The 20,943-nt window shown below is 53.0% G+C and carries 19 protein-coding genes; 10 read left to right on the top strand and 9 right to left on the bottom strand.

Annotated features, from left to right (window positions below; all coding sequences use genetic code 11):
- Window positions 1-121: 121 nt before the first annotated feature.
- Window positions 122-586 (bottom strand): hypothetical protein, encoded by a 465-nt coding sequence (locus ACREYP_RS17940; protein ID WP_008454316.1) that lies wholly within the window; start codon window positions 584-586, stop codon window positions 122-124.
- 358 nt (window positions 587-944) lie between these two features.
- Here ACREYP_RS17940 and ACREYP_RS17935 point away from each other — a divergent pair, with 358 nt between their 5' ends.
- The gene (locus tag ACREYP_RS17935) at window positions 945-1,082 is read left to right on the top strand and encodes a hypothetical protein (RefSeq protein WP_157141367.1); all 138 of its coding nucleotides are present in this window, start codon (window positions 945-947) and stop codon (window positions 1,080-1,082) included.
- Between the two features lie 515 nt (window positions 1,083-1,597).
- Here ACREYP_RS17935 and ACREYP_RS17930 read toward each other — a convergent pair.
- Entirely contained in the window at window positions 1,598-3,103 is a 1,506-nt protein-coding gene (locus ACREYP_RS17930; protein ID WP_083845835.1) for an EAL domain-containing protein, read from the bottom strand.
- 693 nt (window positions 3,104-3,796) lie between these two features.
- On the opposite strand from ACREYP_RS17930, the gene fimA reads away from it, so the two are divergent.
- From fimA to ACREYP_RS17890, 8 genes are all read left to right on the top strand, one after another.
- Complete coding sequence (gene fimA / locus ACREYP_RS17925) at window positions 3,797-4,336, top strand: type 1 fimbrial major subunit FimA (protein WP_008454320.1); 540 nt, start codon at window positions 3,797-3,799, stop codon at window positions 4,334-4,336.
- Window positions 4,337-4,411: 75 nt separating this feature from the next.
- Entirely contained in the window at window positions 4,412-4,951 is a 540-nt protein-coding gene (gene fimI / locus ACREYP_RS17920) for a type 1 fimbrial minor subunit FimI (protein WP_008454322.1), read from the top strand.
- A gap of 97 nt (window positions 4,952-5,048) precedes the next feature.
- Window positions 5,049-5,711, top strand: a complete 663-nt coding sequence (locus ACREYP_RS17915; protein ID WP_498881408.1) for a fimbria/pilus periplasmic chaperone — start codon at window positions 5,049-5,051, stop codon at window positions 5,709-5,711.
- Between the two features lie 72 nt (window positions 5,712-5,783).
- Window positions 5,784-8,417, top strand: a complete 2,634-nt coding sequence (locus ACREYP_RS17910; RefSeq protein ID WP_008454326.1) for a fimbrial biogenesis usher protein — start codon at window positions 5,784-5,786, stop codon at window positions 8,415-8,417.
- 9 nt (window positions 8,418-8,426) lie between these two features.
- On the top strand, window positions 8,427-8,954 hold the full coding sequence (gene fimF, locus ACREYP_RS17905; RefSeq protein WP_498881014.1) for a fimbrial protein: 528 nt from the start codon (window positions 8,427-8,429) through the stop codon (window positions 8,952-8,954).
- Between the two features lie 12 nt (window positions 8,955-8,966).
- The gene (fimG, locus tag ACREYP_RS17900; protein ID WP_498881013.1) at window positions 8,967-9,470 is read left to right on the top strand and encodes a fimbrial protein; all 504 of its coding nucleotides are present in this window, start codon (window positions 8,967-8,969) and stop codon (window positions 9,468-9,470) included.
- Between the two features lie 16 nt (window positions 9,471-9,486).
- Window positions 9,487-10,392 (top strand): fimbrial protein, encoded by a 906-nt coding sequence (locus ACREYP_RS17895; RefSeq protein ID WP_008454332.1) that lies wholly within the window; start codon window positions 9,487-9,489, stop codon window positions 10,390-10,392.
- On the top strand, window positions 10,379-11,854 hold the full coding sequence (locus tag ACREYP_RS17890; RefSeq protein WP_498881012.1) for an EAL domain-containing protein: 1,476 nt from the start codon (window positions 10,379-10,381) through the stop codon (window positions 11,852-11,854). The genes ACREYP_RS17895 and ACREYP_RS17890 overlap by 14 nt, the downstream gene beginning before the upstream one ends.
- A gap of 106 nt (window positions 11,855-11,960) precedes the next feature.
- On the opposite strand, the gene ACREYP_RS17885 is transcribed toward ACREYP_RS17890, so the two are convergent.
- From ACREYP_RS17885 to ACREYP_RS17870, 4 genes are all read right to left on the bottom strand, one after another.
- Window positions 11,961-12,179: an acyl carrier protein gene (locus ACREYP_RS17885; RefSeq protein ID WP_008454337.1), complete on the bottom strand. Its 219-nt coding sequence runs from the start codon at window positions 12,177-12,179 to the stop codon at window positions 11,961-11,963.
- A 17-nt stretch (window positions 12,180-12,196) separates the two neighbouring features.
- Complete coding sequence (locus ACREYP_RS17880) at window positions 12,197-13,630, bottom strand: acyl-CoA synthetase family protein (RefSeq protein WP_498881011.1); 1,434 nt, start codon at window positions 13,628-13,630, stop codon at window positions 12,197-12,199.
- A complete protein-coding gene (locus tag ACREYP_RS17875) occupies window positions 13,627-14,745 on the bottom strand; it encodes a membrane-bound O-acyltransferase family protein (RefSeq protein WP_166876646.1) in 1,119 nt (372 codons plus the stop codon). Before ACREYP_RS17875 ends, ACREYP_RS17880 begins: the two co-directional genes overlap by 4 nt.
- A gap of 126 nt (window positions 14,746-14,871) precedes the next feature.
- Window positions 14,872-16,011, bottom strand: coding sequence for an SGNH/GDSL hydrolase family protein (locus tag ACREYP_RS17870; protein WP_498881010.1), 1,140 nt, complete (start codon window positions 16,009-16,011; stop codon window positions 14,872-14,874).
- A gap of 501 nt (window positions 16,012-16,512) precedes the next feature.
- On the opposite strand from ACREYP_RS17870, the gene ACREYP_RS17865 reads away from it, so the two are divergent.
- Window positions 16,513-17,199: a glycosyltransferase family 25 protein gene (locus ACREYP_RS17865; protein WP_498881009.1), complete on the top strand. Its 687-nt coding sequence runs from the start codon at window positions 16,513-16,515 to the stop codon at window positions 17,197-17,199.
- A 66-nt stretch (window positions 17,200-17,265) separates the two neighbouring features.
- On the opposite strand, the gene ACREYP_RS17860 is transcribed toward ACREYP_RS17865, so the two are convergent.
- Genes ACREYP_RS17860 through ACREYP_RS17850 form a run of 3 tightly spaced genes read right to left on the bottom strand, consistent with a single transcriptional unit; the run spans window position 17,266 to window position 20,935 of the window.
- Window positions 17,266-17,757: a DcrB-related protein gene (locus tag ACREYP_RS17860; protein WP_008454347.1), complete on the bottom strand. Its 492-nt coding sequence runs from the start codon at window positions 17,755-17,757 to the stop codon at window positions 17,266-17,268.
- 11 nt (window positions 17,758-17,768) lie between these two features.
- Window positions 17,769-19,595, bottom strand: a complete 1,827-nt coding sequence (locus ACREYP_RS17855) for an OmpA family protein (protein WP_498881008.1) — start codon at window positions 19,593-19,595, stop codon at window positions 17,769-17,771.
- Entirely contained in the window at window positions 19,589-20,935 is a 1,347-nt protein-coding gene (locus ACREYP_RS17850; RefSeq protein ID WP_498881007.1) for a UDP-N-acetylglucosamine transferase family protein, read from the bottom strand. The genes ACREYP_RS17855 and ACREYP_RS17850 overlap by 7 nt, the downstream gene beginning before the upstream one ends.
- Between the last annotated feature and the right edge of the window lie 8 nt (window positions 20,936-20,943).

The following is a 20,943-nucleotide window of genomic DNA, read 5'->3' as shown; positions in this document are numbered from 1 at the left end:
TTAGCCGCTATTACGACAAAATGGGCAACCTTATCGAACGACAGAAATTAATGCGTTTGCACAGCCTATAAGACAACCAGAGGCATAGCGTTTAATTCGACCGCTATACCTCAGCTAGACATTAAATCTTCGGGCCTTCCAGGTGGCATTGGTACGCGGTGCCGCCGTGTTCGGCCACAAACCAGTCAACCGCGCCACCTGTAAGGCGGTTGATTTCCACATTGGAAACCAGGCCCCAGGTTTTTTGGTCCCGTGAACCTTCGATTTTATAGGCGATCTCTTTGTCATTGACGACCGGCTGCACTACCCGGAACCAGGTATCGTCGCGGCCCTGCGGTTCACCGCCGATGTCCACGATCACCGCTTCGGTCATCCACTGGGTTGTCTGGCCGTTACCCACGCAAGTGCTGCCTTTATCTGCCTGCATATTGAAACACAGCTGGCTGTTATCCAGATAAGGTGCGGGCCAAATCTCAGAGGAAGTCGTTGAGCTCTTATCTTGTGGCTCGCAGACAATGAGCGAAGGCTTAGCCGCTATGGCAGGCAGGCTAAGGAATAGAGCAAAGGCGAGGTATTTGCGTTTCATTACCGACAGTCCATATTCGTAGTAAAAGGGGGAACTAACATGAATGCCGTTAATTTAGTGAGTGCCGTTGACTTAAGCAACAAGATTATATTGTTATTAAATAACGGCTCGGGTGCTCTATAATCCCGGCATTAAAAATACCTCAGGGAATTTATAATGAGGTCAATTCTTGCTGGCAGCGCCATCGTTGGGCTGCGCTTAACGTTTCATCCTTAATTACTTCCGGTCCGGTTTTATTTAAGAGTGAAAATATTATTTCCGTCACCGGCGATGCAGTGAAACTCGGTAACATCTACGATGAGCACAAAGTCGTCTCTGCGAACTGATTTTTGGTGACAACGTCTCGAATCAGGAGTTTTTGGCGCAGGCTAATGCGGATGATTATAAAGTCGCCTTTAAAGACCAGCTCACCGAGCTGGCATATTTAGTTAATAAGGGCAGCAAAAAAGAAGATAATACGACGGCAGAGAGCCAGTCTCTGACGGCGGCGGCCTAATTAAAAATTACCACTACAGTAAGGTACCGCCGCGAGTACCAGCCGGTATTCACCCTGGTGCTTGGGACGAAAACGGTTGATTTACCGGTTGGCACGCATCTGTACGCCAAATCTGTTGAATCTGTGGATGCCTTCTTGAAGGAGCAAAAAACACTTTTTGACTCAGCGCTGTATCTCAAAAAGTAGGCCTTTCAGTAGGATAAAGCCCATTGAAACGGGCTTTAATCGCACTTTTAGCTCTGGTTTCTAAACCTATTATTCTTGTAAATCTTAGCGCCGGTTCTCAGGGTAAGCGCCACTCACGAGATCCATTCGGGACAGGGCGTAGTTAATTTGAATAGCTCTGTCGTAATGAATGAATACTCCGCATTGCTTATTTATGCATAATATATGCATACGGCAGGGGTTTGTTAATTCCCAGTCTGCCAAAAAATAAGGGATCTGAGACAGAATGTTCTATTCCTGTCCGCAAATAATGCGAATAATAGAATCATTTTTATAAATCGAATGACATTTTATGTCTGGGGTTGTTGAAGTCCACGAAAAACTAACGCATCTAACTCCTCGCGGAGCACCGGCTTCGAAATATAATACCCTTGAAATAAACTGACGCCCATTTGCTTTAACATGAGGAATTTTTGCGGGTTGTCGACACCTTCCGCCACGCACTGGCTGCCTGTTACGCTCGCATAATAGATTAAGCCATCAATGAGATGTTTATCATCTAGATTGCTCGTAAAGTTTTCTACGATATAGCGGTCCAGCTTATAGCTATTAAATTTTAGCTGCCTGACTGGAAACGTGACGCTATTTTTAGCGAAGCAATCATCCAGCGCAAGCTTTATGCCCAGCCCGGCAAGCTGATTTAATACCGTGACCGTTTTAGACTCGTAGCTTAAATCCACATTTTCGTTAATATCCAGCACCAGGCGGCTTATCCAGGTCGGATCAAGCAGCTGAGCTTTGGCCGTCTCAACTATTTTAAACAGAGCAGCACTCTCGGTGAGAACCCGTGGGATATTGACCGAAAATTCCAATTTCCCCGCATAGTTATTTATATTCACCACGGCTTCTCTGATGATGTAGGCCGTGAGCATGATCCACGTTTCTCGCGTCCTGATCTCATGGAAAAAGTCTCTCGGCAACAATACGTTGCCGTTAGTGTACCAGCGGCAAAATATCTCAAAGCCCGCTATCTGCATCTCGCCGTCTACAATGGGCTGGAAAACGGGGAAGATCAGGCCATGCTGCAGGGCATGGGTAATTTTCCTCTCCTCGCTGCTGAGCATTCTGGTCGTTAATCCCCTGGGCTTCGACTGGCGCTGTGCTTTGCGATGCCGGCCCGGCAGCAGTCTGGACATCATCGGGTGAATGGCCGCCAGCTTTTTTAACCCACTTGAACGCAGGTTATAGAGCGTTTTAGTACTGAAGCTTTTTATTGCCGCGGTATCTTCATGGCCGGACGGGCTAAAAAGCTCCAGCAGCGTATTGACCTCATGGATAGTGAGGCCTTCGTGGCGCAAACCGCCGTTGCGTTCTTCCTGTCTGGCAAGCGAGACAAGCGTGGGAATGTTTTTAAGGTCTTTATGCAGCGTATTTCTGAGTTTAACCACGCTGGTAAAAATGCTGACTACTCTGATGGTACTGAGATTCGATTTTCGCGGCATCACATTTTTAAAATAACTAAACAGCCAGGACGACGATAGCCCACTTATGATCAGGACATTTATCTTATGGTGATGCATTTGTAATAGCGATATCAGGCTCTTCAGCGTCATCAGCATCTGAAAGGGATCTTCAGGAATAAAAACTATCAGATGGTTAAATTCATCGTTTTCATTATTTTTAGAAATAAGTTGGCTGCTTTTCTCGGGGCTAATCAGTTTTGTATTCATTCCCTTTTCATGAAGCAACTCAGAAAGACCCGTTGCGGAAAAATGACAGGCAGAAAGTATATGATAAACAAACTCAACGTGGGAATGTTGAGGTGGCACAGGCAATAACGGTGAGGTTATATTCATATCAATTGTCCATTAGTCATTATTTTCTATACCCGATGCAATAGGTTTTATTGCGTGGTATATCCTCGCCAGAGGTTTTTTTGATATGTGAAAGCCCGGCCTACGCAGCATGAAAGATGTTTGCGTCAGGTATTACTTTTTAAATGTGCAAACTAAGATTTGCGGCTGATGCCAGATTAACGCTGCATATTAAGTTCCTTTTAATAAATTCTGGATGATTATTCGTCTGTAATATTAATGATAAATTCAATGCAATGAATGTTTTATAATTATTTTAAGCGAAATTATCCCTGTTGTTTTTTATGTGTAGTCTTTTTTTTGAATTTTTAGTCAACATTCCTGTTTCTTCTCTAGTTTCTTTACAACGTGTGGAATGTCAATAGAAATTAATTTCAAAAGCGCTATTGAGAATAAATTTAGGGAAAAATCCTAATAGGATGAAATATAAAAAACATTTAAAATCAATGCAATGTGATGATATTGATGTTTTGTTAAATATAATTTCAAAGACGACTCGGGATACTTTATTAATATTTCACCCCGGCTCCCACCAATATTGAGAGGGTAGCTCTCTTAGGGGCGAGCTTATGTGAATAGGCGATCGTTTCGTGAAGCTGAAACATAGGTCTTATGGAAGGCATAGCGACTGCCGGTTCTGATTCGTTTTAGTGAAATTGTTTAAAGGAATAAATTATGAAAATCAAAAATCTGGCTCTCGTTGCACTGTCAGCCCTCTCTTTGAGCTCGGGTGCGGCTTATGCCGTGACGGTTAACGGTGGCACCGTTCATTTCAAAGGTGAAATTGTTAACGCAGCTTGTGCCGTTGATGCGGGGTCGGTGGACCAGACTGTTCAACTGGGCCAGGTTCGTTCTGCCCGACTGGCTGCGGCAGGTAGCACCAGTTCTGCAGTAGGTTTCAACATCCAACTGAACGATTGCGATACCACTGTTTCCACCAAAGCCTCCGTTGCGTTCTCTGGCGTTGCCGTCACCGGCAAGACCGACACGCTGGCAATTCAGGGCCCTGCGGCGGGCAGTGCGACTAATGTGGGGATTCAAATTCTCGACAACACCAGCACACCGCTGGCACTGGATGGGGCAACCTTCAGCGCCAAAACCACGCTGAACGATGGCACCAATATTATTCCTCTGCAGGCCCGTTACATCGCGCTGGGTGCGGCTACGGCCGGTACCGCTAACGCGGACGCGACCTTTAAAGTTCAGTACGAGTAATCAGTCAGTCATACAGGGAAATCACTCGGGGCCAGGGACGGCCCGTCATCTACTACGGATTTGAAGGTGATAATGATGAGAGGAATCAAGCTGATTCTATTGAGCGTTCTCCTGCCATCCCTGGCGCTGGCCGGTAACCGAACGCATGTGATGCTGCCGGGCGGCAATATGCGCTTCCAGGGCACGATCGTTGCCGAATCCTGCCGCGTGGAAGCGGGCGACCGCCAAATGACGGTCGAAATGGGCAGGATCAGCAGCAATCGCTTCCACGCGCCAGGCGAAGACAGCGACCCGGTGCCTTTCGCGCTCCACCTTCAGGACTGTAATACCAATGTTAGCCGGCACGTTGGCGTGGCGTTTATGGGCGTGGCCGACGGTAAAAATCCGGCGGTACTTTCGGTGGGCGAGGGACCGGGCATAGCTGAAGGCGTGGGCGTTGCCCTTTTTGATGCCGAGGAGCGCCAAATCCCATTGAATGCCCCTGCAAAGGCCTGGACCCGGATATACGCCGGGCCAAACACTCTCCATTTTATCGCCAAATATCGCGCCACCGGGCATCAGGTTACCGGCGGGCTGGCTAATGCCCAGGCCTGGTTTTCTTTGACCTACCTGTAGCCAGAATGAGGGCGTAGTGGACACAAACAACAACGACAAGGACAAAGGTGCGAGCGTGACAAAAAGCTTACTAAGAGGTCGCGGTTTACTGGCGGCGATGATGATAGCTGCGACAATCGGCTTTATGGCTCCTGCAGAGGCGGGTGTAGCGTTAGGGGCGACTCGCGTTATTTATCCTGAAGGGCAAAAGCAGGTTCAGCTGGCGGTAACCAGCAACGATGAAAAAAGTACTTACCTTATTCAGTCGTGGGTAGAAAACGCTAATGGCGATAAAGACAGCCGGTTCGTGATTACCCCGCCGCTGTTTGCCATCAAAGGGAAAAAAGAAACCACGTTACGCATTTTAGATGCGACCAATAATCAGCTGCCGAAGGATCGGGAGAGCCTGTTCTGGCTGAACGTGAAAGCCATTCCATCCATGGAAAAATCAAAGCTGAATGAGAACACGCTCCAGCTGGCGATCATCAGCCGAATTAAACTTTATTACCGCCCGGATAACCTGGCGCTGGCCCCGGAGAAAGCGGCAGAAAAGCTGACCTTTAGCCGCAGCAACGGCCAGCTGACAGTAAACAATCCCACCCCGTATTACCTGACGGTGACGGATATAAATGCCGGCACCCGCGTGCTGGACAATGCGCTTGTCCCACCGATGGGAAAAACCTCCGTGAAGATACCGGCCGATGCCGGGGCCAACATCACTTACCAGACCATTAACGACTACGGGGCGCTTACGCCACGGATGCAGGGCGTTATGCAGTAATTCAGGACAGGCCGTCCTGCGTTAAATAACAACGAAGAACTGACTGCCGGGCGAATGCTGACCGGAGGGACAATGTCACATCTAAAATATGGATTAGCGCGTTTCGGCTTCCGTCGTCCGCGGCGCAAATTAGCTTCTTTTTTTACTCTGGTACAAACGCCGCTGGCGCTTTTCATTGCTATGCAAGCCTGTTCCGCCCATGCGGATCTCTATTTTAACCCGCGCTTTTTAGCCGACGATCCCTCTGCGGTGGCTGATTTGTCCAGCTTCGAAAGTGGGCAGGAAGCGCCGCCGGGGACCTATCGCGTCGATATTTATCTCAACGAGGGATTTGTCGCCACGCGGGACGTCAAATTTGATGCGGCAAAGAGCAGCAGCGGCCTGGCTCCCTGCCTGACGCGTGAGCAATGGGCCGGAATGGGCGTCGATGTGGCGGCCATTGCCGGCATGAACGCCCTGGCGTCGGACGCCTGCGTCCCGATGACTGAACTTATTCCTGAGGCGACCGCCGGGTTTGATGTTGGTCTCCAAAGGCTCAACCTGACGGTGCCGCAGGCGTTTATGGGCAACCGGGCCAGAGGCTATATCCCGCCTGAACGCTGGGATAACGGCATTAACGCCGGCCTGCTGAATTACAACTTTACCGGCAATAGCGTGCAAAACGATCGCGGTGGTAACAGCAATTATGCCTGGCTGAACCTTCAGAGCGGGATCAACCTCGGGGCATGGCGACTGCGTGACAACACCACCTGGAGCTACAACAGCGGCGGCGGCAGCTCAGCGAACGAAAACAAATGGCAGCACGTAAACACCTGGCTTGAGCGCGATATTATTTCCCTGCGCTCCCGGTTAACGCTGGGCGACAGCTATACCGACAGCGATATTTTTGACGGGATCAATTTCCGGGGGGCTCAATTAGCCTCCGACGATAATATGCTGCCCGACAGCATGAAAGGCTTTGCGCCGGTGATTCGCGGTATTGCCCGGGGCACGGCGCACGTCATCGTCAAACAAAATGGCTATGAAATCTATCAGGGCACCGTTCCGCCAGGCCCTTTCACGATTAACGATCTCTACGCTGCCACTAGCGGCGGCGATCTGCAGGTCACTATCAAAGAAACCGACGGCAGCAGCCAGATCTTCAGCGTGCCGTGGTCATCCGTGCCTGTTTTACAGCGCGAAGGGCGCACGCGTTTTTCACTGACGGCCGGGGAATATCGCAGCGGCAACCGCCAGCAGGAAGAGCCTAAGTTCTTCCAGGGCACGGTGCTGCATGGTTTGCCCGATGGCTGGACGCTTTATGGCGGCAGCCAGCTGGCTGACCGTTACCGCAGCTTCAACCTGGGCGTAGGGAAAAACATGGGGGCGCTGGGGGCGCTGTCGATGGACGTCACTCAGGCCAACGCCAGGCTCGCCGATGACAGCGAACACCAGGGGCAATCGCTGCGTTTCCTCTATAACAAATCGCTGAATGAACTGGGCACCAACATCCAGCTGGTGGGCTACCGGTATTCAACCAGCGGCTATTTTACCCTCGCCGACAGTGCCTACAGCCGGATGAGCGGTTACCGCGTGGAAACGCAGGACGGCGTCATTCAGGTTAAACCTAAGTTTACCGACTACTACAACCTCGCCTACAACAAGCGCGGCAGGGTGCAGCTGAGCCTGACCCAACAGTTGGGCAGAACAACAACGCTTTATCTCAGCGGCAGCCACCAGACTTACTGGAACAGTAGCAGCGCCGACGAACAGATGCAGGTGGGGTTAAACACCGCCGTGGATGACATCAACTGGACGGTCAGCTACAGCCTGACGAAAAACGCCTGGCAGGAAGGGCGTGACCAGATGCTGGCGGTAAACGTCAATATCCCGTTCAGCCACTGGCTGCGTTCCGACAGCAAATCCGTCTGGCGTAATGCCAACGCCAGCTACAGCGCCTCACACGATCTTAATGGCCGGATGACCAACCTGGCCGGGCTGTACGGCACGCTGCTGGAGGACAATAACCTGAGCTATAGCGTGCAGACCGGCTATGCGGGCGGCGGGCACGGGAATAGCAGCAGTACAGGTTATGCCGCACTGAACTACCGCGGCGGATACGGCAACGCGAACGTGGGCTACAGCCGCAGCGACGGCATGAAACAGGTTTACTACGGCGCGAGCGGTGGCGTACTGGCGCATGCGGATGGTGTGACCTTCAGCCAGCCGCTGAACAGCACGGTCGTGCTGGTGAAAGCCCCCGGAGCCGGGGACGTCAAAGTCGAAAACCAAACCGGGGTTCGTACTGACTGGCGCGGTTATGCCGTGCTCCCGTATGCCAGCGATTACCGCGAAAACAGGATCGCGCTGGACACCAACACGCTGGCTGACAACGTAGACCTTCAGGATGCGGTCGCCAACGTGGTGCCCACCCACGGCGCCGTGGTGCGCGCGGAATTCAAGCCACAGGTTGGGGTGAAAATGCTCATGACGCTGACCCACAACGGCAAGCCTCTGCCTTTCGGGGCGGTTGTGACCGCCGAAGGCCTGCAGGTGAGCAGTATTGTGGCCGACGGCGGGCAGGTGTACCTGAGCGGAATGCCGCTGGTGGGCAAGGTGCTGGCCAAATGGGGAGACGGGCCGGGTGCCAGCTGCGTGGCGGACTACCGTCTGGGTGAAGAGAGCCAGAAGCAGATGCTGAGCTCGCTTTCGGCGCTGTGTCGCTAAGGAATAAGCATGACTAAATCTCTTTATATCGTCGGCATCGCCCTGTCACTGTTCGCCGCCGCTGCGGATGCGGCAGACAGCACCATTACGATTAGTGGCAATGTTCGGGACAACGCCTGCGCGGTTGCGGCGGAGTCGAAAGATTTCATCGTCGATCTGATGAATAACCCGGCCAAACAGTTTTCTGCGGTGGGAGCCACCACCGCGCTGGTGCCTTTTCGCATCGTGCTTTCCCCGTGTGGCGGCCTGGCTACCGCGGTGAAAGTGGGCTTTACCGGCGTGGCGGATAGCGTCAACACCAGTTTATTAAAGCTGGATAGCGGCGCGGCAGCGGCTGCAGGCATGGGGATACAAATCCTGAACAGCGCCCGGACGCCGATGCCGATCAACGCGGGATCGTCGGCAATTCAGTGGACCACGCTGGTGCCCGGCCAGACCAACGTGTTGGGTTTTTATGCGCGCCTGATGGCAACGCAGCTGCCGGTCACCGCCGGGCACGTAAATGCGACCGCAATATTCACACTTGAATTTCAGTAACCGGAGGCGGACATGAAATGGATTCTACCCGGGAGGGTGCTTGCCGGAGTGCTGCTGGTGCTCTCTGCCACGGCAAAGGCGGATGACGTCACCATTACCGTGAACGGCAGAGTAGTGGCGAAGCCCTGCACGATCTCGACCCCAACGGCCACGGTCGATCTGGGCGATCTCTATACCTTTAGCCTGGTGCAGGCCGGTGCTTCATCCGCCTGGCATGATGTTGTCCTGAGCTTGACCAACTGCCCGGTCGGGACCTCTAAAGTGACCGCAACGTTCAGCGGCACGGCGGATGCGACGGGGTATTACGCCAACCAGGGCACGGCGCGTAACCTCCAGCTCCAGCTGCGGGACATCGGCGGGGCAACGCTGAATAACGGTGCCAATAAAACCGTGCCGGTGGATGCCGGCAGTCAGGCGACGAGTTTTCCTCTGCAGGTCAGAGCGATAACGGTCAACGGCGGGACTACCCAGGGAACCATTCAGGCGGTGATCAATGTCACTTACACCTGGTCCTGATCGCAAGGAGGATGGAATGAAAAAAATCATCGCGTTATTGGCCACTCTGGCCGGGCTGGGATGGTCAACCGCAGGCCAGGCCTTTACCTGCCAGTCGCTGGGGACATCCATCAGCGGCTCCGGCACCGTGAACGTCAATGTTAATCTTGTGCCGTCCATTTCGGCAGGGCAAAACTTAGTGGTCGATCTTTCCCAGTCGATTCAGTGCAAAAACGATGCCCCAAGCCAATATACCGATCCGGTAAGGATCCGGTCCGGCTCGGCGTATCAGGGCGTGCTCTCTGCTTTCAGAGGATCATTAGGTTACTTCGGGGTGCAATATCCTTTCCCGACCACAACGGAAACCGCCTGGGTGAACCACACCTGGGGGGATTATCGTGGCTGGCAGGCGGTGCTGTATTTAACGCCTATCAGCACCGCCAGCGGCGTAGTGGTTAAAGCCAACACCATGATTGCCCAGCTTATTCTGGAAAAAGAAGATTCCATTAACGGGAATCGCCAGATCATCAACTGGAATATCTACGCCAACAACGATGTTGTGGTGCCCACCGGTGGCTGTGACGTATCCGCCCGTAACGTGACGGTGAATCTGCCGGATTACCCTGGCACGGCGCCTGCGCCCGTCACCGTGCGCTGCGCGCAGAATCAGAGAATCGGTTACTTTTTGTCTGGCAACACGCTGGGCAGCGATAACTCCATTTTCACCAATACGTCTTCCAGCTCGCCTGCTCAGGGAATTGGCGTTCAGCTTTTGCGAAATGGTGCCGCTTTGGGGGCCGGCAGCGCTAACACCGTTTCGCTGGGAACGGTAGGGACGACCCCCGTTAGTCTGGGGCTGACTGCGACCTACGCGAGAACGACCGGGCAGGTTACGGCGGGTAATGTGCAGTCGATCGTTGGGGTGACGTTTGTTTACCAGTAGCGGCGCACCTGGAAAAGTAAGCGAGCGCGTGACCTACATTCTCTCGCCCTGCAACATGATGGCGTGCGGGCTTGAGAATCTGTTAGCCGCAGGTCAAACCCGGGCGGTATTTTTCCCAGGCTCAGGGGAAGAAAGTTTGCAGGAAGAGAGCGGGGCACGGTTTGTGGTCTATCTGCCCGATCAACCTTACTGGCTGCTTGTCGTCTTGCGGCAGGTAGCGCAGCTGCTCGATCGCCATGATGGCCAACTCCCCATGCTCATTTTGAGCCGAAGTTCAGCCTCATGGATCTGGCGTTCGCTGCAGAAATTAGTGAAAAAAGACGGTTATCTTGGCGGCGTGCGGGTGGTGCCGTCCGATCTGCCCTGCGCCAGCCTGGCCGCGCTGCTGCACGGGGACTGGGATAACAGCGTCAGCCTCAAAAAACACGCCCTTGAAGAGGAGCTGGTGAGCCAGATCCGGCCCGAAGGTTTGACCCGAAAAGAGCTGGATGTGCTGGTGGACTCTCTCGCCGGGCAGACGATTCAGGAGCAGGCGAAACAGCGCGGCGTCAGCCATAAGACGCTGTATGTGCAGCGAATATCCGGGTTAAAAAAAATGGTTCATCCGCTGCTGCATGAGAAGGCGCCGATGGCGAGTAATCAGCAGAAAAAAGGAGACTCGGCGGGGATGCTGGCTGCCCTTTCACCGTTTGAAAGGGAGCTGGTTTATGCCATCCACAACCGCCAGATTTACCCGGTATTCCAGCCTATTGTGAACGGCGGGCTGCAGCTCAAAGGGCTGGAAATCCTGGCCCGCTGGCATCGAAATGGGCAAACCCTACAGCCCGCAGAGTTTCTGCCGCAGATCCGCTCCAGCTATACGTGGCGGCTGTTAACGGCCTTTATGCTGCAAGAGGCGGTGGGCGGCATTAATCAGTACCAGGGGGAGTATTATTTCGCGGTGAATATTCCGGCCGCGGTTTCAAACAGTGAAAGTCTGTTCGGCATTATTAAACAGTTGAGTACCCGACTGATAAATCCATTCTGGACGGACAGGCTGGTGCTGGAAATCTCAGAAGATCTGAATTTGAATCAGCATCAGGAGAGTCGATTCTTTATTACCCAGCTTCAGCACCAGGGATACCGGGTGATGCTTGATGACTGCTTTTCGCAGAGCAGCGTTTATTTCCCGGTGCGGGCGGTGCGGTTCAACGATTACAAACTGGATCGCAAAGTCGTGGCCGACGCGCAGTATGAACCTCACGCGCTGGCGCTGATCAAAAGCCTGGCGTACTACTGTGAATTAACGGGAAGTTACTGCGTTGCCGAGGGGATTGATAGCCGCGAGAAATTAAGGTTGCTGCTGGCATCCGGGGTGCATCTCTTTCAGGGGTTCAGTATCTCTCAGCCCGTTTTTAAGTTTGAACTGCGGCAAATGATCGCGGCTTTGAAAAAAAGAGAGACGGTGCAGCCTATAGCCTGAATGAGCGCTATTACCCTCACCCTAACCCTCTCCCTGGAAGGGAGAGGGCCGGGGTGAGGGGTTGAACTGTTCCCGTATGTTTGAGTGAGACCGCTCATAACCGTGACTAGCGATTCTCTTCAATATAACGCGCCAGATCCGCCGGGGTTTTCAGCACGGTGGCGACTTCCGTCGGCGGGATCATGCAGCCGTACACATCCTGCACTTCCAGCACCAAATCAACGGCCAGAATAGAGTCGAGAATGTCGGACTCGATCAGTTCATCGTTAAAACCGACCTTGCGGGATAACACTTTTTCAAACAGGGCGAGAATTTCTTGTTCCATCTTATTTTCCTGGGTCATTAATTCGTGCGAGCCTGGGTATCCAGCAGCTTGCGGTCGATTTTGCCGTTAGGGTTCAGCGGCAAAGCGTCTTTAATAATGATTTGTGAAGGCACCATATAAGGCGGGATCACCTTCGCGAGCGAAGTCTTGATCGCCTCCGGGGCAAGGCCAGTGACGCAGAACGCTGCAATGCGCAGCACGCCACCGCCGGACTTCATCAGCGGCAGTACCACGGCTTCGCTAATACCGGACATCGCCAGCAGGCGGTTTTCAATTTCGTTGATTTCAATGCGGTAGCCGTTCAGCTTGATCTGGCTGTCGTTACGGCCCTGGCAATACAGTAGCCCGTCTTCGTAGCCGAGATCGCCGGTGCGGTAGCCGCGGTATTGCTCGCTTTCGCGGTGCAGCAACTTAGCGGCGTTTTCCTGCGGCAGGCCGAGATAACCGCGCATGACGTTTTTCCCCCAGATAATCAGCTCACCTTCGGAGGTAATCTCCATGTGGGATTCCGGCATCATGGTGCCCACCGGCAGCACGTCGTTTTCGCTGTGCAGGATCTCGTCGGTGATTTCAATCACCGTGGTGGCGATGGTGGCTTCCGTTGGGCCATAGGAGTTCAGGATTTTGGCCTGCGGGAAACGGCGGCGCAGTTGCCTGACTAGCGCCTTATTCAGCACTTCACCAATAAACACAAACACGCTCAGCGCGGGCAAATACTCGGCGCTGAACTGAGGGGAAAGTAGCTTCTGGTAGGCAAAAGAAGGCGTGGAGACCCAGGCCGAAACTTCGTTGGTTTTCAGGCGATCGAGCCAGTTTTCAGCGGCAATATCTTCCTTGGCGTTCAGCACGATGTGCCCGCCGGTGGCGAGATTCGCCAGCAAAGGAATAAGAGACAGGTCGAAGCTGAATACCGCGTGGTTCATTAATACCGGCACGTCCGGCAGCGCAAAGTCATCGCGCACCCACTTCATGAAGTGCCATAGGCTCTCGCGGCCAATCTGCACGCCTTTCGGTTTCCCGGTGCTGCCTGAGGTAAACATGATGTAAGCCAGATCGGGCTCGGCCAGCACGCTGCCGGTTTCGCCGGTCGCGACAAACTGCTTCGCCACGACGTCGTAGTAATAAGGGGCGCTGGCTAGCTGGCAGATCTCTTTCAGCCGCTCCTGCGGGTAGATGCAGTCCACCGGAATATACGGGATGTTGTGCAGCAGGCAGCTGTAAATTGCTACGGCAAATTCGGCCTGCTGATGCCCGTATAAAACCACCGGCGTGCCGGCGGGTTGTTCGCACTGCGCGTAGCGCTGCGCCCAGTCGGTTGCGGCGACGGAAAGCTGTTGCCAGGTCAGGGCGATATCGCTGCCGCTGATGGCTAACTGGCTGGGGCGCGCGGGGTCGAGTAATGCCGCACGCAGAAAATCCTGCAGTTCCTGAAGCTCTGGATGAAGGTTCATAGAGGTGACATTCCACTAAAGATGTAGAGGGAGACCGCGGCGCTAGCCAGCGTCAGAATTCGTCCAAAAAACGCGATAACCGGATGGCGTAAGCCGTTACTCAAGGCCGGGCTGCGTTTGGCTGACCAAAGCAGCATGTTATGGGCAACGGAAATGGCGCCGAACAGCGCGCCGCTGATGACGTAGTGTCGTTCAAGCCCGTTCCAGGCCCCCATGCAAAAGAGCGTGCAGAAGATGCCCACGTTCTGTGCCAGGGTTTTGTTTTGACGGAAGAAATCGAGCTTCATCAGATTCATGTAAATCGGCATAAAGACCACGTCGCGCAGCCACTCAGACAGGCTGATGTGGAACCGGCGCCAGAAGTCCTGCGGGTTTTTGGCCAGAATCGGCATATTGAAGTTGGCCGGAATATTCAGGCCAAACAGCCGCCCGGCGCCGATAGCCATGTTGCTGTAGCCCGCAAAATCAAAGTAGAGATAGGCGCTGTAGGCGACCGACATCACCACGCCGACGGTGAGCGTGAACGGCCGGTGGCTCCAGGACTCAATCACCAGATTGTCGATAAGCATCGCAAACAAAAACTTTTGCACGACGCCGGTGACGATTTGCTCCACGGCCAGTAAAAACTGTTCGCGGGTCAGCCTGAATACCGGCTTATTAATATCGCCGACCCAGGTTCGCCAGCGGTACATCGGGCCGGCGAGAATAATAAACGGCATAAACAGATAGCAGAAATAATGCAAAAAGTTCTGGCCATCTTTTTTGCTGCGGTAAAGCAGCACGTCAATGGCGCGGAAGGTCATAAACGACAGGCCAATCATGCCCCAGTGATTATTCAGGTGTAATTTCACCAGCAATAGCGGGAGCAGCGTGAGGGTGACCGCTTGCCAGGTTTTTAACCAGCCTTTCTCTTTCAGGGTGACAAGAAGATAAAACGCAAAGAATACAGCCACCGGAACCAGGTAATCGCCCTGGAAAATATATCCCCATGCCAGCGCCGCCAGCACGGAGAATGCTGCTAAATAGGTCAGCCGGTAATGCAGTACGCGGTTAACCAGCGCAAATAGCAGCGCCGATGAAAACAGAAAGAAAAAAAATGCCCCGGAGCTATACATCATTCATCCTTCAGAATTTTTGATATTCAAAATGCACTTTGATACTCATGCTGTCGTCCACGGAAGACCATGCGATCACCGTGATGGCCAGCAAGAGGTAAAGCACAAACAGGCGAACGGCAGTTTTCATCGTGTAAAGCTCTCGGCAATAAAGCGGTCCATAGCAACCCACGCCAGCTCGGTGGGATGCAGGCGATCCCAGTTCCAGCCGTTTTGATAAGGCTGGGCGTACATATCGAAATAGCGCACCTGGTTTTGCTCGAGATACGCCCTGATCTGGCGGTCAACGGGCTGGAATTTTTGCGTGTTTTTCAGCGCCCACGGGTTAAGCGGATCGACGATCACCACGAACTGGGCATGGCGAGATTTGAGCAGATCGATGGTGGCCTTGAAGGCTTCCATCTGGCGGTTTACCACCGGCGTTTCATACCATTCTTCCGCCGTTTTTCCGTCTTCATAAACGCTTTTGTCCATCCACAACGTGGCGGCACTTTGCTGGCGAACCTGATTCAATACGCGGGCATGGGCCAGCTGTTCGTTCCAGTCTGGCGCGGCGTACTTATCAGCGGGAGCGGGCCATGGGCGGTGAGGTTCAGGCGCAATGCGCAGCCACGCCAGCCAATGGTTTTTTACCAGGGTGCAGAAGTTAGCAAACTCATAATTAATAGACTGCCAAATTACTTTTGGCCGCCAGCCATATATTTTCATTTCTCCCAGGGTTAAATGGCTGATGTCCTCTTCATCAATATGGTGTAAGTAATTGACCAGGAAAGGACGGGCTTTTTCATCCGCCATCAGTGGGTTAAAAATAGCGGCCGGGAAATGATCGGCAAAAATAGCCGGAGGAATAGTGTCAAAATAAAAACTGTCCGGGGCAAACAGCAGAACAATTTTACTGTTGGCATTTATATCGTTTTTAAAACGTGAGAGCAGCAGGAATTGTGTGATGTTATCGACATAACTATCCCCGTAAGCCACCACCGGCTGATGTAATTGCTTATTAAAGTAATTATATACAGCGTAATGTTCATCTTCCGATGTCGACACCTCAGAAGCGCCGAGGAAAAATAATGCATTACCCTGTAATGCATGGGAAATTGTCGCTATTTTCTCTGATTGCTCTTTCGCTGTACCGTCCATGCTTTTAATCAGCGGCTGGAATGTTAGCGGCGTGAACAAGCCCGTCACCAGGGCCGGAACGCATAAGACCAGAACGGCAAGCAGCGCCATCAGGATATGTAGGCAGAGAGTATTCTTGATTTTCATTATTAATATGAGGTTACATGACTACCATTTGTTTAAAATTTGTTATTTTTTATCAACACAACAAATCATCCCTGTGCATCGCTGCACTATATACCAGCCTTTCACCGATGATGAGCGTTGCTGTGTAACGGTATGTACAACGAAGTACGTATTGTAATAATTCCCGCTACGCTTTGATGACGGGGGAAGTTGTATGGCCAGGCCGCGAAGGCTTATGGACTTACGTCAGGTATTTTTCTGTCAACATCCCGCCACGTTTGGGAATTTCCTCTGCGTTTCGTTAAAAGTAGCGGATGACTCAGTACGCTCTTGATGAAAATAATCTCGCGCTCCTGAGTGAGCGCAGAATTCGAACTGAATATAAAAACTTCCCCCGGCAGGGCTATCGGCAAGAAAGATTCAATGACAGTATCTTGAAAGAAAAATAAAGCCATAATCCTAAAATAGACCTGTTGCCCGTAAGGGCATGGAGTTTGCGATAAAATACAAGCTGGCAATTATTTGGAATGGCTGAATATGTGCGTAATTAACTGGGATTTTATTGATAAAATTGTCTATATCAATCTGGCGAAACGTCAGGATAGAAAGGCTGAAATTATCGCGGAGTTAAAGAAGGTTCAGGCTCCGGAAGAAAAAATTATCCATTTTCAGGCCATTGAGGAAGAAGAGGGCGCGCTGGGCTGCGCAAAGTCCCACCTGAATGTCCTGATCATGGCGCAAATAAATGGCTGGAAAAACGTCCTGATTCTTGAAGATGATATGGTGTTCGATGAGGATCCCCAATCTATTGAAAGAGCTAATATTTTTCTGGGTGAGTTAGCACGCACTGACTGGGATGTGGGGTTTCTTTCGGCCAGCTATTACATCATTAAAAAGGTGAGTTCCGCTTTTTATAAAGTCGAGTTCGCTTTTCTGGCAAACAGTTATCTGGTGAACAGGCCTTATTATCGAACGCTGATGCACAATTATTCTCGGGCCATTTATCGAATGGAGCAGGGCGAAGCGCGCAATAAAGCCGGACTGGATACCAACTGGTTAAAACTGATGGCTCAGGGAAACTGGTACGGCGTATATCCCTGCATCGGGCATCAGCGGCCCGGGCTCAGTGATATAGAAAATACGGTCATGGACAGACGAGAGTATTTTAAACGGCCAATTGAAGACATTAAACGCTACGGCTCATTTTAATCCTGGCGAAGAATGAAGGGGCTGAAGCATCAGCCCCCGAAAAGAAGGGATGCTTCAGCGGGAGGGTTATTCGCTTTCGCCGAGGGGCGCTTCCAGAGGAACAAAGCTGTTAATAATCCGGACATAATGTTTACGCTGTGCTTCGGTGAAATCATTATTTACGGCCAGGGTAAACACCAGCAGCTTACGTTTATTCGGGTTCAGCACCGGGTGCCCCGGAAGCGTAATGATAGACGAGACCTGGCGGATCCAGGTGCCGTCCTCGAGAAACTTATTCGCGGTTTGCAGGACCGGCAGTTTGGCAGGCCCGATCTCATGCCTGAGGTTCTTCCCTTCGACCTCGAATCCCGGGACGAAGCGTTTCATTTTATCCCACTGTTTTTCACAGAACTGATCAACGGTCTGCTCTTCTTCAAGAGTGGTGCGGTTGATCAAGATGTTATAGGGATTGTGATCCTCATCCATGTAGCGAAGGATATTGATCGACTGATCCTCCTGCGGATTCAACGTCACGAAACTGCCCTCATTGAGGGGGTAGGTCACAGGTTTGTTACTCATAAGCGACTCTCTCAATCCTTGTAGTCTTGCATAGATAACGGAATGATTTCGACGCGGCGGTTTTGCGCGCGTCCTTCCTGGGTGGCGTTACTGGCTATCGGGCGAGAGTTGCCCGCGCCTTCAACGATAAACTGGCTGGCGGCCAGGCCCGAGTGTTCCACCAGCCAGTCGCGGATAACGCGAGCGCGCTCTGTGGACAGGGCCATGTTGACAGTGGCAGAGCCGGTGTTGTCAGAATGGCCGATGATCAGATACATCTGCAGCGGGTTGCGCGCCATCTCAGGCACCAGCTGCGTCAGAATGTGCTGGCTTTCCGGCATCAGGTTACTGCTGCCGTTCTCAAATAAAGGCGCGTTGTTCACGAGCTGCAGGAATGCCGATGCATCGGATTTGTCATTTATTCCCAGTAGCCTTTGGATCGGCTTTATCTGGCTAATCTGGCCGCGAATTTCCACCGCATCCTGCTGTATGGCGTAGCCAATGCCGCCCGCGAGGCACAGCAGCAGCAGGGCGGCGAGTGCTTTAGGCCAGCGTCGGCGGCGTGGGATCTCCACCGGCACTGGAATCGGCGCAGGAGAGGGGGTAGGAGGCGGCTCTTCAACCGGCGGCAGGGGAATCTCCGGCAGCGGAGGCAGGGCGATAGAAGCCGACAGGCCTGGCAAAATACCGTATCGCTCTGAAAGCCACAGGGACCAGGCCCCATGCCGGGTGAATCCATGGCCGTGATCGGCGAGAGTGATGCCGGCAAAGTCGAGCTGGGTGCTGTCAAACAGGGTCTGTAACACGTTCATGATACGGCTTTCAGCCAGCCAGGAGAGCAGCGTGCTGGCTACCGCGTGGCGCTGAATGGCGTAGAGATCTTTCCCGTCGTCATTAGCTTCCAGCTCGGCCAGCAGGCTCGCCCACTGATGCTCAAGCTTGAGGTGGCCGTAAGGCGGCTCGGCAAGCCCGCCGGTCCAGATAGCCCGATCCGGATCGTGGGCGGAGCGCTGCTGGCTGAGCCGGGTGTAGAGCCCCAGCATGCAGGGTAAAGGCTCAGAAAGGCGGATGGATGAAAAGGCGTATTGCCAGGCGGTAATTTGCTCGATCATGATGCTACTGCTTTCAAAGCCGTCGGCAAGCAGCGGGAAATAAGCCATCGTAGCAAGGGCGATGTTATTTTTCTTTAAATACGCCATCCGTTTGGCCAGGCCGTTGGCGTTCTCCTCAATCACCCACAGGATCCCATGCTCGCTGCCGGATGACAGGTTTGACTGGCTGAACCATTTTCCAGCAAACGGCCCGATGACGAAGATCATTAAGCGCGGGGATCCTGCCGCCCCGGCCCGCGGGCTCACCCAGGATGCCGTTGCGTGTTCCGAAGGAGGCGTCTCTGCCCGGGCGCGTGAAAAATAGCGGGCGCGTTTAGCCGCCCGCAGCGAGACCAGGGCATCGGTACTGCCTTCAATTTGCATCACCAGCGTCAGCAGCTTCCAGGCGTAGCGAAAAATGATCTCGCTGTCGGCGTTAAGCAGGGCATCCAGCCGGGCGGAAAGGGGGAGCGCTTCCTCGCTGTCAACAAAGCCATAGAAATACTGCACCAGCGAGTAGCGTTGCCAGGACAGAGAGTTGTTTTGGGCATTGCTGCTCAAGCGCTTATCAAAATAATCACACAGCGCCCGGCATAGCGCCTCGCTTTCTTCAGGCGCCTGGTTTTCCACCAGCAGCGCCTTGTTGAACTGCTCAATCAGCGAGATCAGCCTGAGCTGAAAGTCCGGCGCAGAGGGAATAATGCCGTCAAAAGAAAACAGGGTATCCACGCTGACTAATCGACAAAAAAGGGCTTCACTTTTCACCATGTCTTCTCCGTGACGGTGCCCCAGCCCAGGCTGTCTGACCAGGTGCACAGCCTGATCGAGCCTGGTTTACTTAGGCTGGTGGTTTTAAATTCCACCGGAAGCGAGATGTCTTCCGAGGACGTTTTTTGGCGTAGTTCATGCAGTTCGCTGCGGGTGAGCGTTTGCCTGTGGAACAACTCGTTCTGTTGGGTATAGACGCTGATATGCAGTGCGCTTACGTCGCCGTTGTCTGCTTCATAATCAGTCTTGCTCAGCGTAAGGGTCTTCTTATGCCAGGCATATTGCCGACGTAGCCATTCGGCATGGTCGGCGGGCGGGTCGGAGAAGAAATTCACTTTATCCTCGGCCATGACTTCCGGTAAAACTGTGCCGTTTTTCAGGCAAATACCTGCCTGATATTCAAACTGTGCCAGCGTTCTGATCTTTCCCAGCCCATAGGGGGCCAGGCCGCCTTTGGGCTCGCTCTCCAGACCCAGCACGGTTCTGACTCGCTTTTTCGACGCGGCATCGCGCTCCCACCAGGCCTTCTCAACGGAGCCCTGTTCTTTGGCCTGATTCGTGTGGTCGCCCCAGACCTTGCTGTGCTCTTTGCGCTGATAGTAGTGCCATAGCAGAGGCTTATGGGGATGGTAGATATCGTAGCCGTGGCTAAACGCGCGCACGGCCATGGCTATTTCCTCACCGGCGAAGAAAATCTGTGGGTCGTTGGGGATCTCTTTTACGAAGTCCCCGCGGGTAAAAATAAATCCTCCGGCCAGGTAGCTGCCCCTGACGGGCTCGGGAGATTCAAAAGGCGTGGAGCTGAACATCGGGAGCCCCTGCGGGTTGAACTCCCGGAAGATTAAGCGGCTCACATAACGTTTTTTACTGGCTTCTTCGTCTTCTCCGGGAACAAACGCAGGCGGGTAGGATGAGAGCACTGGCCGGGGAGATGTCGCCGCTAGCTGGCGCAGCGTGGTTATCATTTCGTTATCCCAGCCGGGGATAAACCGGCAGTGGGAATCAATTTGCAGAAAATAGTCTGCTGCCTCAAATAGCGATTCCGCGAGGCTCCGCGCCCAGCAGGCCCCCTGGCTGGCATAGTAGTGCACGCTGATGAGTTCGATTCGGGCCTGCTGGAAACTGAAAATAAACGCCTCATGTCCGGCAACATGCCGGCTGCCCATGGGGACGAAGCCGTGTCGCGTAAAGAGGCTGAGATCCTCATCGTCCTGCCAGCACACGGCAATGTGCAGCCTTTCAGGCTGGCTGGCGTGGCGCAGCATATCCTGAAGCGTCGGGATCAGCTGCGGATCCCGATAGCTGGCAATGCTGATAAAAATTGTTGCGGGGTTGCCCATATTTCCTT

The organism is Enterobacter sp. TMH.L2 (assembly GCF_050847315.1).
Lineage (GTDB): Bacteria > Pseudomonadota > Gammaproteobacteria > Enterobacterales > Enterobacteriaceae > Cedecea.
This window is presented reverse-complemented; position numbering and strand designations above follow the sequence as displayed.

Coding starts and splice junctions, on each gene's coding strand:
- ACREYP_RS17940 (WP_008454316.1), bottom strand. CDS start 586: ATGAAACGCAAATACCTCGCCTTTGCTCTATTCCTTAGCCTGCCTGCC.
- ACREYP_RS17930 (WP_083845835.1), bottom strand. CDS start 3,103: ATGAATATAACCTCACCGTTATTGCCTGTGCCACCTCAACATTCCCAC.
- fimA (WP_008454320.1), top strand. CDS start 3,797: ATGAAAATCAAAAATCTGGCTCTCGTTGCACTGTCAGCCCTCTCTTTG.
- fimI (WP_008454322.1), top strand. CDS start 4,412: ATGAGAGGAATCAAGCTGATTCTATTGAGCGTTCTCCTGCCATCCCTG.
- ACREYP_RS17915 (WP_498881408.1), top strand. CDS start 5,049: ATGATGATAGCTGCGACAATCGGCTTTATGGCTCCTGCAGAGGCGGGT.
- ACREYP_RS17910 (WP_008454326.1), top strand. CDS start 5,784: ATGTCACATCTAAAATATGGATTAGCGCGTTTCGGCTTCCGTCGTCCG.
- fimF (WP_498881014.1), top strand. CDS start 8,427: ATGACTAAATCTCTTTATATCGTCGGCATCGCCCTGTCACTGTTCGCC.
- fimG (WP_498881013.1), top strand. CDS start 8,967: ATGAAATGGATTCTACCCGGGAGGGTGCTTGCCGGAGTGCTGCTGGTG.
- ACREYP_RS17895 (WP_008454332.1), top strand. CDS start 9,487: ATGAAAAAAATCATCGCGTTATTGGCCACTCTGGCCGGGCTGGGATGG.
- ACREYP_RS17885 (WP_008454337.1), bottom strand. CDS start 12,179: ATGGAACAAGAAATTCTCGCCCTGTTTGAAAAAGTGTTATCCCGCAAG.
- ACREYP_RS17880 (WP_498881011.1), bottom strand. CDS start 13,630: ATGAACCTTCATCCAGAGCTTCAGGAACTGCAGGATTTTCTGCGTGCG.
- ACREYP_RS17875 (WP_166876646.1), bottom strand. CDS start 14,745: ATGTATAGCTCCGGGGCATTTTTTTTCTTTCTGTTTTCATCGGCGCTG.
- ACREYP_RS17870 (WP_498881010.1), bottom strand. CDS start 16,011: ATGAAAATCAAGAATACTCTCTGCCTACATATCCTGATGGCGCTGCTT.
- ACREYP_RS17860 (WP_008454347.1), bottom strand. CDS start 17,757: ATGAGTAACAAACCTGTGACCTACCCCCTCAATGAGGGCAGTTTCGTG.
- ACREYP_RS17855 (WP_498881008.1), bottom strand. CDS start 19,595: ATGGTGAAAAGTGAAGCCCTTTTTTGTCGATTAGTCAGCGTGGATACC.
- ACREYP_RS17850 (WP_498881007.1), bottom strand. CDS start 20,935: ATGGGCAACCCCGCAACAATTTTTATCAGCATTGCCAGCTATCGGGAT.